This window comes from Streptomyces sp. NPDC058579, assembly GCF_042718575.1.
GTDB lineage: Bacteria > Actinomycetota > Actinomycetes > Streptomycetales > Streptomycetaceae > Streptomyces.
This window is the reverse complement of record NZ_JBHXPI010000076.1, coordinates 1-15,644: the sequence shown is the minus strand read 5'-3', so window position 1 is coordinate 15,644 and position 15,644 is coordinate 1. Positions and strand designations below refer to the sequence as shown.

Annotated in this window: 13 protein-coding genes; 2 read left to right on the top strand and 11 right to left on the bottom strand. The window is 73.9% G+C overall.

What is annotated here, in order from left to right; all coding sequences use genetic code 11:
• Positions 1 to 96 precede the first annotated feature (96 nt).
• Both ACFWRO_RS36570 and ACFWRO_RS36565 read right to left on the bottom strand, forming a co-directional pair.
• Entirely contained in the window at positions 97 to 1,353 is a 1,257-nt protein-coding gene (locus tag ACFWRO_RS36570) for an FAD-dependent oxidoreductase (RefSeq protein WP_384518871.1), read from the bottom strand.
• A gap of 14 nt (positions 1,354 to 1,367) precedes the next feature.
• A complete protein-coding gene (locus tag ACFWRO_RS36565) occupies positions 1,368 to 2,663 on the bottom strand; it encodes an ATP-grasp domain-containing protein (RefSeq protein WP_384518865.1) in 1,296 nt (431 codons plus the stop codon).
• Between the two features lie 156 nt (positions 2,664 to 2,819).
• Between ACFWRO_RS36565 and ACFWRO_RS36560 the strand changes: the two genes are divergently transcribed.
• On the top strand, positions 2,820 to 4,355 hold the full coding sequence (locus tag ACFWRO_RS36560; RefSeq protein WP_384518862.1) for a glycoside hydrolase family 26 protein: 1,536 nt from the start codon (positions 2,820 to 2,822) through the stop codon (positions 4,353 to 4,355).
• 28 nt (positions 4,356 to 4,383) lie between these two features.
• Here the strand turns inward: ACFWRO_RS36560 and ACFWRO_RS36555 are convergent, their stop codons facing one another.
• From ACFWRO_RS36555 to ACFWRO_RS36515, 9 genes are read right to left on the bottom strand one after another with little or no spacing between them, the layout of a single operon-like run.
• A complete protein-coding gene (locus ACFWRO_RS36555; RefSeq protein WP_384518859.1) occupies positions 4,384 to 5,520 on the bottom strand; it encodes a GNAT family N-acetyltransferase in 1,137 nt (378 codons plus the stop codon).
• Positions 5,517 to 6,191, bottom strand: a complete 675-nt coding sequence (locus ACFWRO_RS36550; protein ID WP_384518857.1) for a lipopolysaccharide biosynthesis protein — start codon at positions 6,189 to 6,191, stop codon at positions 5,517 to 5,519. Before ACFWRO_RS36550 ends, ACFWRO_RS36555 begins: the two co-directional genes overlap by 4 nt.
• A gap of 26 nt (positions 6,192 to 6,217) precedes the next feature.
• A complete protein-coding gene (locus ACFWRO_RS36545) occupies positions 6,218 to 7,351 on the bottom strand; it encodes a glycosyltransferase (RefSeq protein ID WP_384518868.1) in 1,134 nt (377 codons plus the stop codon).
• Positions 7,352 to 7,368: 17 nt separating this feature from the next.
• Positions 7,369 to 8,157 (bottom strand): polysaccharide deacetylase family protein, encoded by a 789-nt coding sequence (locus tag ACFWRO_RS36540; RefSeq protein WP_384518854.1) that lies wholly within the window; start codon positions 8,155 to 8,157, stop codon positions 7,369 to 7,371.
• Positions 8,054 to 10,057, bottom strand: coding sequence for a murein biosynthesis integral membrane protein MurJ (gene murJ, locus ACFWRO_RS36535; RefSeq protein WP_384518851.1), 2,004 nt, complete (start codon positions 10,055 to 10,057; stop codon positions 8,054 to 8,056). Before murJ ends, ACFWRO_RS36540 begins: the two co-directional genes overlap by 104 nt.
• Positions 10,050 to 11,363, bottom strand: coding sequence for an O-antigen ligase family protein (locus ACFWRO_RS36530; RefSeq protein WP_384518849.1), 1,314 nt, complete (start codon positions 11,361 to 11,363; stop codon positions 10,050 to 10,052). Before ACFWRO_RS36530 ends, murJ begins: the two co-directional genes overlap by 8 nt.
• On the bottom strand, positions 11,363 to 12,802 hold the full coding sequence (locus ACFWRO_RS36525) for a sugar transferase (RefSeq protein WP_384518846.1): 1,440 nt from the start codon (positions 12,800 to 12,802) through the stop codon (positions 11,363 to 11,365). Before ACFWRO_RS36525 ends, ACFWRO_RS36530 begins: the two co-directional genes overlap by 1 nt.
• On the bottom strand, positions 12,799 to 14,013 hold the full coding sequence (locus tag ACFWRO_RS36520; RefSeq protein WP_384518843.1) for a glycosyltransferase: 1,215 nt from the start codon (positions 14,011 to 14,013) through the stop codon (positions 12,799 to 12,801). Before ACFWRO_RS36520 ends, ACFWRO_RS36525 begins: the two co-directional genes overlap by 4 nt.
• Positions 13,922 to 14,965, bottom strand: coding sequence for a DUF3344 domain-containing protein (locus ACFWRO_RS36515; protein WP_384518840.1), 1,044 nt, complete (start codon positions 14,963 to 14,965; stop codon positions 13,922 to 13,924). Before ACFWRO_RS36515 ends, ACFWRO_RS36520 begins: the two co-directional genes overlap by 92 nt.
• 382 nt (positions 14,966 to 15,347) lie before the next feature.
• Here ACFWRO_RS36515 and ACFWRO_RS36510 point away from each other — a divergent pair, with 382 nt between their 5' ends.
• Positions 15,348 to 15,587 (top strand): chaplin, encoded by a 240-nt coding sequence (locus ACFWRO_RS36510; protein WP_384518837.1) that lies wholly within the window; start codon positions 15,348 to 15,350, stop codon positions 15,585 to 15,587.
• Positions 15,588 to 15,644: the final 57 nt, after the last annotated feature.

Here is a 15,644-nt window from a genome sequence, read left to right as displayed (position 1 = left end):
TCCCCCGCTTAGCCGGGACCTGCTTCGACCTTTTCTCCCGGCCGCTCCGGCCCCCCCCCCGGAACGTCCTACGACGTTCCGGGGGCCGGCCCTTCGTCATGCCCGCGCGGCCGGCGTCCGCTCCTCGCCCGTACGAGGACGGCCCACCGCGCCACGGGCCGTGGCCCGCAGCCGCTGCCGTACCCCGCGCACAAGCCGCCCGGCCGTGTAGCCCGCACCGAAGACGAACCGCATCGACGGCCCGTACGAAGGAGCCGTCAGCAGCCCCGCCAGGAACAGGCCCGGCCGGGACGACTCGAAGAGCGCGCCCACCTCCGGCGCCCCGCCCGCGCCCACCGTGCGCAGCGAGCTCCGGAGCGCGGGGGAGAGCACCCCGGCCCGGTCCAGACTCGGGGTGAACCCGGTCGCCGCGATGACGTGGTCGGTGGTCAGGACGGCAGGCCCCTCGGGCCCGGACACCTCAAGACGCAGCCGCTCGTCGGCGGTCGGCTCCGCCGCGACGATGTGCGTGCCGAGGCGTACGTCGCCGACGGCCGCGAACCGTTCGCGCAGCCACCACGCGCCCGCCGGGCCGAGCGCCGAGTCGAAGATCCGCTCACGGGTGGGCGCGGGCAGCCGCCGGAAGAGCCCGGGGGTGTCCGCGTACAGCCGGTTGTGCCAGCCGCAGCCGAGGCCCGTGTGCGGGGCGCGCAGCGACTGCCAGAGGCCGCGGTCGAGGGCCGGCGGGAGGGTGTTCCAGTTCAGCCGGTCCGAGCGGGCCAGGATCCGGGTGTGGGCGCCCTGTTCGGCGAGGATCGCCGCCGTCTCCAGGGCCGCCTGACCGGCGCCGACGACGGTGACGTCCCGCCCGGCGAAGCCGTCGAGGTCGCCGTGGTGGCTGCTGTGGGTGACGTACGCGCGCGGCAGCCCGCGCAGGGGGCCGGGGATCTCCATGAACGGCAGGACGCCGACGGCCAGCGCCACCGTCCGCGTACGGAGCGACTCGCCGTCCTCCGTGACCACCTCGAAGCCGTCGGCGTGCGGGGCGACCGAGGCGATCAGCCGCTCGTCGAGCGCCGGGACCGTCTGGCGGGCGAACCAGTCGCCGTAGTCGGCGAAGAAGCCCACCGGCAGCGGGACGCCGTGCTCGGCGCGGACCCCTCGGAACGCCGCGAACGCGTCGAGCCCGTACGCGCCGCGCGGGTCGGAGAGATGCGAGGCCCAGGGCTCGGACTTCAGGAACATGCCCGAGGGCATGGCGTGCCAGGACTCCATCGGGCGGCCGAAGGTCCGCAGGTTCAGGCCGTGGGCCGCCGCGTGGGCGGCCACGGAGAGCCCGTAGGGTCCGGCTCCCACAATCACCAGGTCGTACATGGTGCCTTCCGTTGTCATCGTCGGGTCATGCGGTCGGAGGCGGTACGGGCCGCCGGCGGCGACGGTACGGCCGCCACCCTCCGTCGGTGGCTCGGGGAGAGCCGTCGACGGAGCGTCACCAGGCCCTTGCGCAGGACGTGGAGGAGCCAGGTCCCGGCCATCGCGAGTGCGGGCGCGAGGTCGTCGGCGGCGAACCAGGCCGTCTCCGTCCGCCCGCGCGGGCCGTCCGCGCGCCGCCGGCCCGGCGAGGTGAGCACGGACAGCGCCGCGTAGTTCTCGACCACGAACCCGCGTCCGTACGAAGGGGAGTGCGCCGGGACCGTACGGCCGGTCAGGTCCAGGTGCATCGCGCGGACCACGTCGAGCCCGTCCGGGTCGGCGAAGAGCCGGAACTGCGCGCCGGGCCTGGGGTTGAAGTCGAGCAGGTGGTACGCGCCGGTCGCCCGGTCGAGCCGGAAGTCCAGGTCGAATACGCCCCGGTAGCCGAGCGCGGCGAGCAGCTCGCCGGCCATCCGCTCGACCACCGGGTTCGCCGTCCAGCGACCCACCGCCGTGAGCCCCGCTCCCTCCGGCCACGACCGCTCCTTGCGCCCGGCGGCCCCGGCGGCGACGCGCCCGGCGGAGTCGGCGTACCCGTGGAAGAACCAGTCCAGGTCGCGGCCCGGCGGCAGCAGGCCTTGGAGCAGCAGCCGGCTGCCGGCCTCGGGCGTACGGGCGTACAGCGCGCGGACCTCGGGGAGCGACCGCGCGATCGAGGTGGAGCGCAGCCCGCTGCCGGGCGGGAGCAGCCAGGGGCGGCTCCACTTGGCGACCACGGGCAGTCCGAGCGCCCAGGCCATGGCGGCCGCCTCGTCGGCGCTCTCCGGGAGTTCGGTCGGCGGGTGCGGCAGCGACAGGGCGCGGCAGGTCTCGGCGAGCTCGGCCTTGTCGGCCACCCGGGCGAGCCGGTCCGCCGACTGGTCGGGCAGGAGGTAGCGGTCCGTCAACTCCGCGCGGTGCTCGGCCAGGGCGAGGGCGCCGAGGTCGTCCAGGGGGACGAGGAGCGCGGGGGTCGCCAGGTCGGTGGAGAGCCGGAGCAGGAGGTCGGCCAGGGCGGCGGGGAGGGCGGAGGGGGAGAGCGGCGCGGGGCGGGTGTGGACGGTCCGGACGTAGCGGGAGCGGGCGGCGGGGGTGGTGAGCGATTCCAGGACCGCGTGGACCGGGACTCCGGCTCTGCCGAGGGAGCGTGCCGCGCCGAGCGTGCCGTGATGAAAGGGGTTCCGGTCGAGTCGCACGAGGACTGCGGGGACGCGGGTGTCAAAAACCGGCACGGCTTTCCTTCGTCTCGGGTGCCCCAACTGGGCGATGAAATACACCAATGGACTACTGATCAGATCGGAGTGGAGTTCACGGTCGGCTTATTAGGAATACTTTCTGAGGATCTGACTGACGGATCATCAAATGGCGTAGTGCGCGAAGGAGCGGCCATGGCAAACAGGAAGCGGAAGTCATCGAGTGTGTGGCTGGGGGTGTTCACCGCAGGTCTCCTCGCGTCAGGTTCGGTCGTGCTGTCGTCTCCGGCCCACGCCGCCGAATCCGTAACGACACGGGACCCCCAACCGACTCTCTCCACCGCCCTGGGCGCGTTCCTCGAATCCGGACCGTTCGGCGTCAACCGGATCGGCCAGCTGGAGCGCTGGCTCGGTGGCCGGGAGCTCCGGGTCGGTCACACCTACCTCCCCGGCGACCTCTGGTCGAACATCGAGAGCCCGCCGGGCTTCCTGGACGCCTGGGCGAAGTGGCGGAACCAGCAGGCCGACCGGCTGTTCGTGCTGAACGTACCGATGTTGGAGCGGAACGAGGCCGGGGTCTCCGACTACGAGGTCCGCCGGCAGCTCCAGCTCGGCGCGGCGGGGTACTACGACCACCACTTCAAGACGCTGGCCGAGCGGCTCGTCGCACTGAAGGCCACCGACACCGTCATCGTCCTCGGCTGGGAGATGAACGGGACGACGTACACCCACCGGTGCGCGCCGGATCCCACGGCGTGGAAGAAGTACTGGACGCGGATCGTCACGGCGATGCGGTCCGTTCCGGGCCAGGAGTTCCGCTTCGACTTCAATCCGAGCCGGGGCACGGACGCCATTCCGTGGACGCAGTGCTATCCCGGTGACGACGTGGTCGACATCATCGGGATGGACTCGTACGACCAGCCGTCGGGGTCGAGTTTCGACCAGCACGTGAGCGAGCCGTACGGGCTGCAGAAGCAGGTGGATTTCGCGGCCGAGCACGGCAAGGAGATCTCGTACCCGGAATGGGGTCTTTTCCGGAACGGGGACAATCCCGAGTACATGCGGCGGATGCTCGAATGGATGGACGAGAACCAGCCGCTCTACCACACGATCACGGACTACTGCCCGCACGGCGTCTGGCAGTGCGACAACAACCCGCGCTCCTCGCAGGTCTTCCGCGACATGCTGTCGGGCGTGGAGCCGGAGATCCCGGAGATTCCGGAGGAGCCGGAGGTACCCGAGGTCCCGGAGGAGCCGGAGCTTCCCGAGGTACCTGAGGTGCCGGAGGTACCCGAAGTACCTGAGGTCCCGACGGAGCCCGGGCTGCCGGGGGTCCCGACGGAGCCCGAGGTGCCGGAGGTGCCGGAGGTGCCTGAGGTCCCCGAGGTGCCGACGCAGCCCGAGGTCCCGACGAACCCCGTACCGAAGCCGGAACCGAAGCCCGAGCCCAAGCCCGAGCCGAAGCCGGAACCGAAGCCGGAACCGAAGCCCGAGCCCAAGCCCGAGCCCAAGCCGGAACCCAAGCCCGAGCCCAAGCCGGAGCCCCTGCCCCAGCCCGTGCCCGTGCCCGAGGAGACCTGCTGGACCCTGGACCTCGGTTCGTGGGTCGAGAGCTGGACCGGTGGCAAGGTCTGCGTCCCCAAGGTCGACATGAACTGGAAGGACGAGGTCGAGGCCGAGGTCAACGACGCCTGGGAGGACGTCCTGGACAGCGACACCTGGCCCTTCTGACGCCCACCCCCGACGGCGGCGGAGGAGATCATCCCCCGCCGCCGTCGGTCCGTCCCTTGAGCCGTCCCGGCAGCCGCCCGAGCGCCCGCCCGACCCAGGCCCGTTCCCGCGCCTGCCGGGCCGCCCAGCGCCTGCCGTCCGCCGCGCCCGCGCGCAGCCACAGCAGCGGAGCCGTACCGTTCCCCGCCAGCATCAGCCGCTGGTTGGGGACGGTCTCCGGCCGCCAGTGCTGCTTGTACGGTTCGGTGCCCCGCAGCATGCTCAGGGTCGCCCGCCCGCTCGCGCTGGTCTCCCGCGCCCCGTGCCGCAGCAGCATCGTGGCCACGTCGACCTTCCGCTCGCGCAGTACGGGATCCGCGCCGTACAGATAGCCGCCCGCGAGCCGCGGCGACATCAGGGTCAGGTCCGTCGCGACGAGGTTCCCGCCGAGCCGGAACTCCGTCACCCGCGCGTCCCCGCGCTCGACCATGGGCCGCACGGCCCGGGCGAGATGCTGGGCGAACCGTTCGCTGGTGTGCTCGACGGTCACGCCCCGGCCCTGCCACTGCAGCTGATGCAGCTTCAGGAGCCGGTCGAGGGCGTCCGGCACCTCGTCCCCCGGCACGATCCGCTCGTCGATCCCGAGCGCGTCCAGCTTCCGCAGCTTCGCCCGCACCCGCTGGGCCTTGCTCGACGGAATCCGCTCGAGCAGGGCGTCCATCGGCACGGCGGGCAGCTCCAGACAGAGCGAGTCGGGCAGCCGCCTGCGCGGCCCCCGCCAGCGGGCGAAGACCTGTTCCGCCGCCGCGCCCGGCCGGACCTCGCGCAGATCGATCACCGCTCCGCGCGCCGCCCGGGCCAGCGCCCGCGCAAGGGCGGGTGCCGCCTCCGGGCACGCGTCGTCGAGCAGGACGTCCGTGAAGTCGGTGATCGCGCCGCCGAGCTGGGTGAGGACCGGGAGCGGGCCACGGGCGCGCATCAGGGGCGCCGCCGCGACCAGTTCGCCGTCCTCCCGCCGTACCAGCACCACGCGCAGCGCGCCCGGGGTGCCGTACGACACCCACCAGGAGTGCAGCCAGGAGTGCGACTGGAACGGGGTGGCCGTCGAACAGCGGGCGTACAGCGACGCCCACCGCTCGGCGAGCCGGCCGAACTCCGCGCCGTCCGAGCAGACCTCGGCTCTCACACCGTCTCCGGTTCCGGCTGCTCCTGGCCGACCGCCGGTCCTGGCACGGCGGCGGCCGTGGCCTGCCGGGAGTGCCGGGCCTCCGCGCGCGCCGCGCGCTGCGGCCGCACGAGCAGCGCCAGGCCGCCCAGCAGACCGCCCGCGCAGCCGCCGACGAGCGCGGAGAGCGAGGCGGAGGGCGAGACGGGCGCAACCGGCTTGGTGGCGCGGGAGAACTGCACCACCTTCACGCCCGTGCTCCCCGAGACGTGCGTGCTGTTGAGGACCAGGGCGCGGGCCACGCCGTCCGCCATCGAGACGGCCTTGCCGGGGGTGGTGGACCGCGCGGTGATCGAGATCATCGGCGCGTCGGGGGAGGTCGCCGCCTGCACGTTCTCGCGCAGGGTCGCGGCCGGGACGCCCGCCCACACCTGCGCGTCGCCGGTCACCGCGATGTCGGTGGCGACCCGCCCGTACGCCTGGGCGAAGCCGAGCGCGGCGGCCGGGTCGGACTTCTCGCCGGGGACCACGATCACGTAACTCGTGGCCGCGTACTGCGGGGTCTTCACGACCCCGTAGCCCGCGCCGAGGGCCGCGCCGATCAGGACGGACGCGGGCAGCACGAGGAAGCGGCGGGGGGTGCGCCGGGCGGCGGCGGTGAGCCGGGCGCGGCGGGGACTCGGGGGGCTCATCGGGGACTTGGGAGACATCGGTGGACTCACTTCGAGAGGGGAGGGGTGCCGTGGACGGCCTGTTCGTAGAGGGACAGCAACTGCCGGGCGCTGTGCGCGATGTCGTAGCGGCGCGCGGCGGCGGGCTGCGGGAGCCGGGCGAGCCGGGCGTCGCGGATGCCGCGCAGCGCGGAGACGAGTTCGGGTACGGACCGGCCGACGCGCCGGGCCCCCGGGGCCTCGTCGGGCGCCAGGTCGTCGACGGCCGGGCAGGCCACGTACAGCGCCGGAAGTCCGGCGGCGAGGGCTTCGACGACCGCGAGCCCGAAGGTCTCGTCGGGGGAGGTGGAGACGAAGACGTCCATCGCCGCGAGCAGCGACGGCAGGTCGGGCTCCGTGGAGTCGGCCGGCGGCGGGTCCTCGCAGGCGCCCGTGAGCAGCACCCGGTCGGCGGCCCCGGACTCACGGGCCGCGGCGAGCAGCCGCTCGCGCTCGGGGCCCTCCCCGACGAGCACCAGCCGCGCCTGAGGCACCGCTGCCACCGCCTCCACGAGACGGTCGAAGCGCTTGCCGGGCGCGAGGCGGCCGACCCCGCCGACGACGAACGCGTCCTCCGGCAGGTCGAGCAGCTTGCGTGTCAGGCGGCGCGCGGTCTCGTCGAAGCGGAAGCGCGCCCGGTCGATGCCGTTGGGCACGACCTCGATCCGGGGGCTCGGCACGCCCCAGTCGGCCAGCCGGCGGGCGACGCTCGGGGAGACGGCGACCGTCGTCGTGCCGAGCCGCTCGGTCGCCAGGTACAGCGCGCGGGTACCCGCGGAGAGCGGGCGGCCCTCGATCTGCGTCTCGCCGAGGGAGTGTTCGGTCGCGAGGACCGTACGCACCCCGCCGAGGCGGGCCGCGAGCCTGCCGTACACGCACGCCCGGTACAGGTGCGTGTGGACGAGGTCGTACCCGCCCCGGCGGACGATCCCCGCGAGCCGGGGCAGCGCCCCCAGGTCCCGGTTGCCTGCCATGCCGAGGTGCGTGACCGGGACCCCGTCGGACTCCAGGCCGCGGGCGACCGGTCCCGGGTTGGTGAGCGTGACGACCTCGCTGCGCACCGGCAGGTGACGCAGCATCAGCCGCAGCTGCTGCTCGGCGCCGCCGATCCCGAGGCCGGTGATGATGTGCAGGACCTTCATGGCGTCTCCTGGAGGCTTCATGACGTCTCCTGGAGGACGACGCGTCCGAGGTCGTCCGGGTGGCGGCGGCGCAGCGGGTGCAGCAGCCGCTTGACGGTCAGCCGCCAGGAGGTGTCCTCCTCGCCGATGTGGACACGGGGCAGCGCGTGCGCGCAGGTCAGCGGGCCGGGGTCGATGGCGCAGCCGTAGCGGTACCCGGCCTTGCGTACGGCCAGGACCGCGCGGTCGTCGACGTCTCCGTACGGGTAGCAGAAGCCGTCCACCGGCGCGCCCGTGATCTCCTCCAGGAGCTCCCGGCTGCGCGCGGTCTCCCGGGTGAGGGCCGTCGCGTCCAGGGTGGGCAGCGAGACGTGCCGCAGGCCGTGCGAGCCGATCTCCATGCCGGCCTCGGCGACCCGCAGGATGCCGTCCTCCGAGAGCAGCGGCTTGCGCGGTCCTTCGCCGTCCCAGGCGTTCTCGCCGCCGATCCGGCCGGGCAGGACGTACACGGTGGCGGTGAAGCCGTGGCGGCGCAGCAGCGGCAGCGCCGATTCGACGAAGTCGGCGTACCCGTCGTCGAAGGTGAGGCCCACGAGCCCCTTCGCGCGGCCGGCCGCGCGCGCGGCGAGCAGTTCGCGGACGGAGACCCCGCGCAGCCCCCGGTCGCGCAGCCAGTGCAGCTGCCGGGCGAACCGTACGGGAGAGACCGTCACCCGGTACGGGTCATCCGTGGTGTCGGCGATCGAGTGGTACATCACCACCCACGGGGGCGGCTTCGGCAGCAGTCGACGGATCGCGGCGGTGGGGGGCGCCGTGGCAGCGGGCATGGGCGAGCCTTCGGGATGCGGTGCGGGTGAGGGGTGGGATGTCCGGCGCACGGGCGGCGCAGGCGATGAAGAGCAGGAAGACGCCGACGCAGACCACGCTCGCGACGGTGAGGGAGAGCAGCGCGGGGGCGATCAGGACCGAGCAGAGCCAGCCCGCGCCGGTCGCCCAGGCGGCCGCGGTCGCGAGCCGCAGCAGCCCCTCGCCGAGGTAGCGGACCCGGACCGGGATGGCCTGGCGGTGCGCGCCGCCCAGCATGAGGACGGCGGTCAGGGTGATCCCGAGGGCGTTGGCGGCGGCGATGCCGACGGCCCCCCACCACCCGGCGCCGACCACCCCGGCGACGGCGGTCAGGGCGAGACCTGCGGCCATCGCGGCTGCCGGGTACCAGAGGGGGCGGGCGGCGGAGAAGTAGCAGCGGACCAGGGTGCCGACCGTGGTCTGGCCGAGCAACCCGAGGGCGTAGACGCGCATCACGGCGGCGGTCGCGTCGGTGTCGCCGCGGTCGAACGCGCCGCGCTGGAAGAGGACTTCGACGATCTGGGGGGCGGCCGCGATGACGATCGAGGTGCCGATCAGGACGACGACGGCCGCGAGCAGCAGGTCGCGCTCGACGCGGCGCCTCGCGCCGTCCGCGTCGCCCGCCGCCATGGCACGGGCGACGACGGGGAAGCTGACCGTGCACAGCATCAGCGACAGGATCATCGGCATCTGCGCGACCTTCTGCGCGTAGTTCAGATGCGAGATGGAGCCCGAGGGGAGCGGCGAGGCGAGGAAGCGCTCGATGAGGATCTGCGACTGGCGGCAGACCGTGAAGGCGATGACGGGGGCGATCAGACCGAGGACCAGGAGACGGCCGTCGCCGCCGCCGCGCTCGCCCTGCGGAACGCCCGGCCGGCCGCGCAACTCCCGGATCAGGTACGGAGCCTGGACCGCCACCATCAGCGCGCCGCCGACGGCGACCCCGGCCGCCGCCGCCCGTACGCCGAAGGGTTCGCGGAGCACCACGATCGTGCCGATGATGCCGATGTTGTACGCGACGTAGATGGCGGCCGGGGGCAGGAACGAGCCGTGGGCGCGCAGCGCGGCGGAGCAGTACCCGGCGAGCGCGAACGTCAGCACGCAGGTCGCGGTCAGCCGCGTGCAGTCGACGGCGAGGCTCGGGTCGGGCAGGCCCGGCGCGAGCGCGGAGACGAGCGCGGGCGCGGCGAGGATCAGGACCCCGGCGAGCGCGGACATCGCGAGCACGAGCCGCGGCAGCGTGGAGCGTACGAGGGCGCGGACGGCACTGCCCCTGCGGGTCAGGGCGCGGCTGAACGCGGGCACGAGGATGAGCGCCATCGCGTCCTCGATGAGCAGCGTCGACGCGAACTCGGGCACGGTCCAGGCGACCAGGAACGCGTCGGTCTCGGCCCCGGCGCCGAAGTAGTGCGCGAGGCTCTGGTCCCGTACGAGCCCCAGGAGGGCCCCGGCGGCCGTGAGCCCCGCGGTCACGGCGGCGGCCCGCCGGAGGAACCCGCCGCCCCCGGCGGCCTTCGGCGCTCCGTGCCGGCCTCGGGCGGGTGCGTCCTTCGGCGCGGGGGTGGGGGCGGGAGCGCCGCGCCCCGGACCGCCCTGCCCCGGGCCGCCCCGCCCCGGGCCGTCGCCCCGCCGGCCGCGCGGCCGCCAGTCGTCGGGGTACGTCACGGCGGGCGGCAGGCCACCCTCGGTGCGGGCGCCCGCCCCGGCGGCCTGGGCCGGAGCGCCGTACGGGACGGGCGGGACGTGGGCCGTCGTGCCCGCCCAGCGCCGGACGCCCGGGGCCCACGGGTCCGCCCACACGGGCGTCCCGGGCTCCCCGGGGGGCTGCGGAGGCGGCAACCGGTCCGTGGACTCGGGCTCACCGCCCCACGGGTCACGCACGTTTCACCTCCGCCAGCGACCACCACGCCGCCAGGCCGAGCACGACCGACATCAGGACCGTCGAGGGCCCGCCGATGTCCGCGTAGAAGAAGTCGATGAGCTGCCACGACAGCAGCCCGATCGCGACCAGGCCCATCCGCCGCACCGCGCCCACGAGCAGCGCCAGCCAGCTCCCCGCGAGCGTGAGAAGGCCGAGGAGGCCCTGCTCGCTCAGCACGAGGAGGTACATGTTGTGCGGGGAGAGCAGCGGCTGCTTGCGGAACGCCGCGCCCGCCCCCGCCGTGTCGCTGCCCGAGGACAGCGCGAGCGAGGCGTGCGAGTCGCGGTACGCGGGGAAGCCCTTCAGGCCCACCCCCGTCAGCGGATCCGACTCCCACATCCGCCCGGCCGCCGCCCACATCGTGTACCGGTCCGTCACCGACTGGTCCGGCGCGCCCGCCACCTGCGTGATGCTGGTGACCCGCTCCTTCACCATCGCCGAACCCACCCCGAGCCCGCCCACCAGGACCACCGCGAGCGCGCCCACGACGAGCGCCACCCGCCCGGCCCGCCGAAGGCCCGAGAGCACCAGCTGGATCGCGATCGCGAGGACCGTCGCGATCCACGCGCCCCGGCTGAAGGAGAGGACCAGGGGCAGGAAGAGCAGCCCGGCGCAGACCAGGGCGGCGGTCCGCGCCCGCCCCCGCCCGCTCCCCAGCGCGATCCCGGTGACGATGACAAGCCCGTACGAGACGACGGTCGCCATCCCCATCACGTCCGTAGGACCGAACGTCCCGACCGCGCGGATGTCCTCGCCCTGGTACGAAGCGCCCGTCCCGGTCAGGTACTGGACGACCCCGACCGCGCCCTGCAGCAGCGCCAGACCGACCAGCGCCCAGGCGACCACCGCGAAGTCCTTGCGGTCGCGGATCATCAGCAGCACGGCAGCCGGCACGAGCACGAAGATCTGCACGTACCGCGCCACGCCCGGCAGGCTCGCCGCCGGGTCGCCCGAGGTGATCGCCGCCAGGCAGATCCCGAGCACCGGCAGCCCGAGCACCACCGCCGCCGCGCGGCTGAGCGGGCGCGCCCCGGAACGCATCACGCGCACCAGGCAGATCAGCACGAGCAGCCCGGACGCCGCGTCCGCGATCGTTCCCGTCCCGCCCGTACCGCCCTCCGCGCCGCCCCCACCGGGGACGAGCAGCAGCGCGATCACCGCCAGGACCGGGGAGAGCGCCCCGGCCCGGCGCGCCCAGTCCCGTACGTCGGTCCCGGCCGCTCCCGGCAGAACCCCGGCCGTCGCGGCCGCAGCCGTCGTCATCATCAGCTCCCCGTCGGCCGGACCAGGCCCGCCGCGGTACGCAGCAGGATCCGGACGTCCTGCCAGAGCGACCAGTGGTCGATGTAGTGGTTGTCGAAGCGGCAGCGGTCCTCGATGGACGTGTCGCCGCGCAGCCCGTGCACCTGCGCCAGACCGGTCAGCCCGACGGGCATCCGGTGCCGGTCCGCGTAACCGGCGTGGATCCGGCTGAACTGGGTCACGAAGTACGGCCGTTCGGGCCGCGGCCCGACCAGGCTCATGTCGCCGCGCAGCACGTTCCACAGCTGCGGCAGCTCGTCGAGCGAGGACTTCCGCAGGAAGCCGCCGACCGCGCCCATCCGCCCGTCGTTGGCGACGCTCCACCGGGTCGCCGACTCGGTCTCGTCGGCCGGGCGCAGCGTACGGAACTTCAGCAGCGTGAACAGCCGCCCGTTCTGCCCCACCCGCTCCTGCCGGAAGAGCACCCCCGGCCCGTCGGAGAGCCGGACCGCAAGCGCGCACAGCAGCAGCACCGGCAGGGCAAGGGCGAGCGCGGGACCGGCCAGGAGCACATCGAGCGCGCGCTTCGCGGTCAGCCCCGGCCGCTCGCCCAGCGGCACCACGCGGCGGCAGGCGTACCCCCACAGGTGGTCGCTCATCGCCGCGTCGCGGCCCTCGCCGCCCACCCGCCAGGTGGCGCAGCCGTAGTGCTGGAACAGCGGCACCAGGCTCGTGTCGTCGGTCAGGAAGACCGCGTCGCGCACCGTGTTCTGGATGACCGCCCGGTGGATCTCCTCGGTCGAGGAGAGGACCGGAAGCCCGGGCTCCCCGTCGGCGCGGGCACCGACGATTCCGACCGGCCGGATGCCGTACTCCGGGTGCTGCGCGAGCGCCGCCGCGAACCCGCGGGCGGCCGCCGGCGCGCCGACGACCAGCGCCGAGCGCGGATGCGCCCGGGCCGTACGCCGCCGGCGGGCGTGCACCGCGGCACGCGCCACGCAGACGGCGACCAGTTGCGTCGCGTACGCCGTGCAGAGCGCGCCGGGGCCGATGGCACGGTCGGGGGTGACCGCGGCGACCGCCGCCGCCGTCACGCACCAGGCGACCCCGGCCCGCGCGGCGAGCGCGGGCAGTTCGTCCAGTACGGCGGCCCGGGCACCGCCCGGCCGGTGCAGCCCCGCCTGCGCGTCCAGGACCAGGACGCACAGGGCGACCAGCAGGAACAGGCCGGGCCCGCGCTGCGGTTCGGGCAGCAGCCCGACGGCGAGCAGCACGGCCAGGGCGTCCGCCGCGATCAGCGGTACGGCGGCGAACCGCGCCGGCGCGGGGCGGCGCGGCGGCAGGGCGAGCCGGTCGGAACCGGCGCGCTGCGGCGCGAGGGAGGCGAGTCCGGGGAGCTTGCCCCGGCCCGCCGAGGGCCAGGGGCCCGGTGCGGAAGGAACGCTGGTGCTTTCCGTAGTCACGGCGAAATCGGCTCTCTGTGCTCGGTGCACCGCACTCCGGCCAGCTCGCGGTACACGTCCGCGACGGCCGCGCCGGTGCGCCGCACATCGAATCTGCTGAGTACGTGCTCGTGGGCCTCGCGGCCCAGGGTCCGCCGCTGCTCCGGCCGGCCGAGCAGGCGGCCGACGGCAGTGGCGAGGGCGGCCGGGTCCTCGGGCGGGACCAGGCACAGGGGTTCGTGGCCGGGCGGAAGGCTCTCCCGGGCCCCGTCGACATCGCTGACCACGACGGGCCGGCCGCTCGCCATCGCCTCGAGGGGCGCGAGCGCCATGCCCTCCCAACGGGACGGCAGCACGACGAGATCGGCAGCCCGGTACCAGGGCGCGGTGTCGTCGACGTTGCCGATGAAACGCACGGACGGCGGAGCGGCGGCCCGCAGCCGCTCCCCGTCGGGCCCGTCGCCGACCAGCACGAGCCGGGCGGTCGGGACCTGTTCCAGGACGGCGGGCCAGGCGGAGAGCAGGACGTCCTGCCCCTTCTGCCGGCACAGCCGCCCCACACAGACGACGGTGGGCCCGGCGTCCTCCTCCGCCTCCGCGGGACCGTTCGGGGCGAACCGCGCCACGTCGACCCCGTTGTGGATGACCGACCACTGAGCCCGGACACCGGCCGCCTCGCCGGTACGGCGCTCCGCCTCGCTGACGCAGACGATCCGGTGCGTCCAGCGCGCCGCCCACACCTCCCAGCGGCGGGCGACCGCGCCGACGGCGCCGTCGACCGCCTCGAAGGACCAGGCGTGCGGCTGATACACCGTCGGGACCCGCCCGCGCAGGGCGAGTCGGGTGCAGAGCCCGGCCTTGGCGCTGTGCGCGTGGACCAGGGCGGGACGGACCGTACGGATCACCGCGGCCAGGTCGCGGGTCTCCCGGACCAGACCGGGCCCCGGGTCGCGCCCGGCCCGCCAGTCGAACACCCCGGCGCCCTCGGCCCGTACGGCCTCGGCGAGCGCCGTGCCCGGCGGGCAGGCGACGGCGACCCGCAGCCCCGCGCCGAGCTGGGCGCGGACCAGGTCGACGACGACCCGCGCGACCCCGCCGTCACCCGGCTGGACCGCGTGCAGAACGGAGAAGGGCAGCACGTCAGCGCCGGACGTCCGCCTGGAGGAAGAGCGCGCCGAGCCAGACGGTGTCCTTGCGGGCGCCGAAGCGGACGTGGAATCGGTCGGCTCCATGGCGCAGCGCTCCCCCCAGATCGAAGACGTCGGAGTCGTACCCCAGGGTGTTCTGATGAGCCGGAAGTCGTTCGATACGACCGGTTCCGAAATCGGTGATGCTGGAGTTCATCACGTCGTCGGCGGAATTGGCGGAATCCGCGAGCAGGACACTCTTCGACCGGCTCGTTTCCACCGCGAGGTAATCCCCGGAAGTACCCCTGTCACCGTCATAGGCGACCATCCCGAGTTGTCCCGAAGCACCCTTCGGAACAGTCGTTTCCGCAAGTCCGACGCGCAGTGCGCCGGTCTTCGGACCGATGGTTTCGAATCCGTCCCAGAGGGCCAGTCGGCGCAGCGGTTCGGCCTCGTTCTCGTACGCGACGACCAGCGTCCAGCCGCCCCACCCGCCGACCGCCGAACGGCCCATGGCCACGTTCACCTGGGCCACCGTCCACATCCCGTCCTCGGCCGAGCGGACGAGTTCGGTGACGTCGGCGGATGCCTGGAAGGCGTCGGCGCCGTCCGCCGTGCGGTGGCCGATCGTGGAGTCGGCGCGGACCGCCTTGTACTGGCCCCCCGGCTCGGCGATCAGGACCCGGCCGTTGTCCTTGTGCGGCTTCTGCTCGCCGACCTTCAGGTTCCCGCCCCAGTAGAGCCGGGCGTAACTGACCCGCGAGCCCTCCGGGACCCGGAGTTCGGCGCGACTTGAGTTGTACGTGTTGGGGTCGCTGTCCACGTCGACGTACCCGATGGCGTAGCCGTCGTTGCGCGTGGCCGCGCCCGTGGCCGAGGTGTTGGCGGCACGGACGATCCCGCCGTGCTGGACCGCCTGGTAGCGCTGGGCGAAGGGGACGCGGGGGGCTTCCTTGGGCTGGGGCGCGGCGACGGCCGGCAGCGCGGCGGACAGGGCCGCACACGACAGAGCACACAACAGGCCGCGGCGCACAGCATGAACCGCTGAATTCCGCATAGAGGTTCTCCGCTTAGATGAGAGAAGCAAGGGAACACCCGTGAAGACCGGGGGAGAGGGAGATGCAGACCGCGCGAAAAGGGTGTCCGCGCGGCTGGACCGGAAGCAACGTTCGGGAACGTTATAACCCCGACGCCGGGCGATAGTAAGCATTAGATGCTCACAAACGCTAACTCCCGTATCTGTTCGGCAGTTTCCTCGTTGAGCGTGTTGCGCCATTTCTCGGCCATACGCTCGAATGACCCTCCGATGGCCCAAAGATCGGTTGAACGTCACCCGTTCGGGAGAGCAACCGATGAATTGCCGGAGCGTTGTTGAAGGAGCCGGGCGAAACCGTCCGAGCCGTCTCACTGGTCTGTCAACAATCGAGGAGCGCTTCTCCATGTCCCGTATCGCGAAGGCTGTAGTCCTGTCCGTGGGTGTCGCCGCGTCCGTCGCGGGTGCCGCCGGTGTCGCCACTGCCGACGCCGGCGCCGAGGGCGCGGCCGTGAAGTCCCCGGGCGTCCTGTCCGGCAACCTGGTCCAGGTCCCGGTGCACGTGCCGATCAACCTCTGCGGCAACACCGTCAACGTCATCGGCGCCCTGAACCCGGCCTTCGGCAACACCTGCGTCAACGCCTGATCTCGCACGCCGGATCGTGGTCCTTCCGAGGCCGGCGCGCCGCTCCCTTCCGGGGCC

Bases quoted from the DNA above. Each gene is read 5' to 3' on its own strand.
- ACFWRO_RS36570 (WP_384518871.1), bottom strand. From the start codon at position 1,353: ATGTACGACCTGGTGATTGTGGGAGCCGGACCCTACGGGCTCTCCGTG.
- ACFWRO_RS36560 (WP_384518862.1), top strand. From the start codon at position 2,820: ATGGCAAACAGGAAGCGGAAGTCATCGAGTGTGTGGCTGGGGGTGTTC.
- ACFWRO_RS36550 (WP_384518857.1), bottom strand. From the start codon at position 6,191: ATGAGCCCCCCGAGTCCCCGCCGCGCCCGGCTCACCGCCGCCGCCCGG.
- ACFWRO_RS36545 (WP_384518868.1), bottom strand. From the start codon at position 7,351: ATGAAGGTCCTGCACATCATCACCGGCCTCGGGATCGGCGGCGCCGAG.
- ACFWRO_RS36540 (WP_384518854.1), bottom strand. From the start codon at position 8,157: ATGCCCGCTGCCACGGCGCCCCCCACCGCCGCGATCCGTCGACTGCTG.
- ACFWRO_RS36530 (WP_384518849.1), bottom strand. From the start codon at position 11,363: ATGATGACGACGGCTGCGGCCGCGACGGCCGGGGTTCTGCCGGGAGCG.
- ACFWRO_RS36520 (WP_384518843.1), bottom strand. From the start codon at position 14,013: ATGGAGCCGACCGATTCCACGTCCGCTTCGGCGCCCGCAAGGACACCG.
- ACFWRO_RS36515 (WP_384518840.1), bottom strand. From the start codon at position 14,965: ATGCGGAATTCAGCGGTTCATGCTGTGCGCCGCGGCCTGTTGTGTGCT.
- ACFWRO_RS36510 (WP_384518837.1), top strand. From the start codon at position 15,348: ATGTCCCGTATCGCGAAGGCTGTAGTCCTGTCCGTGGGTGTCGCCGCG.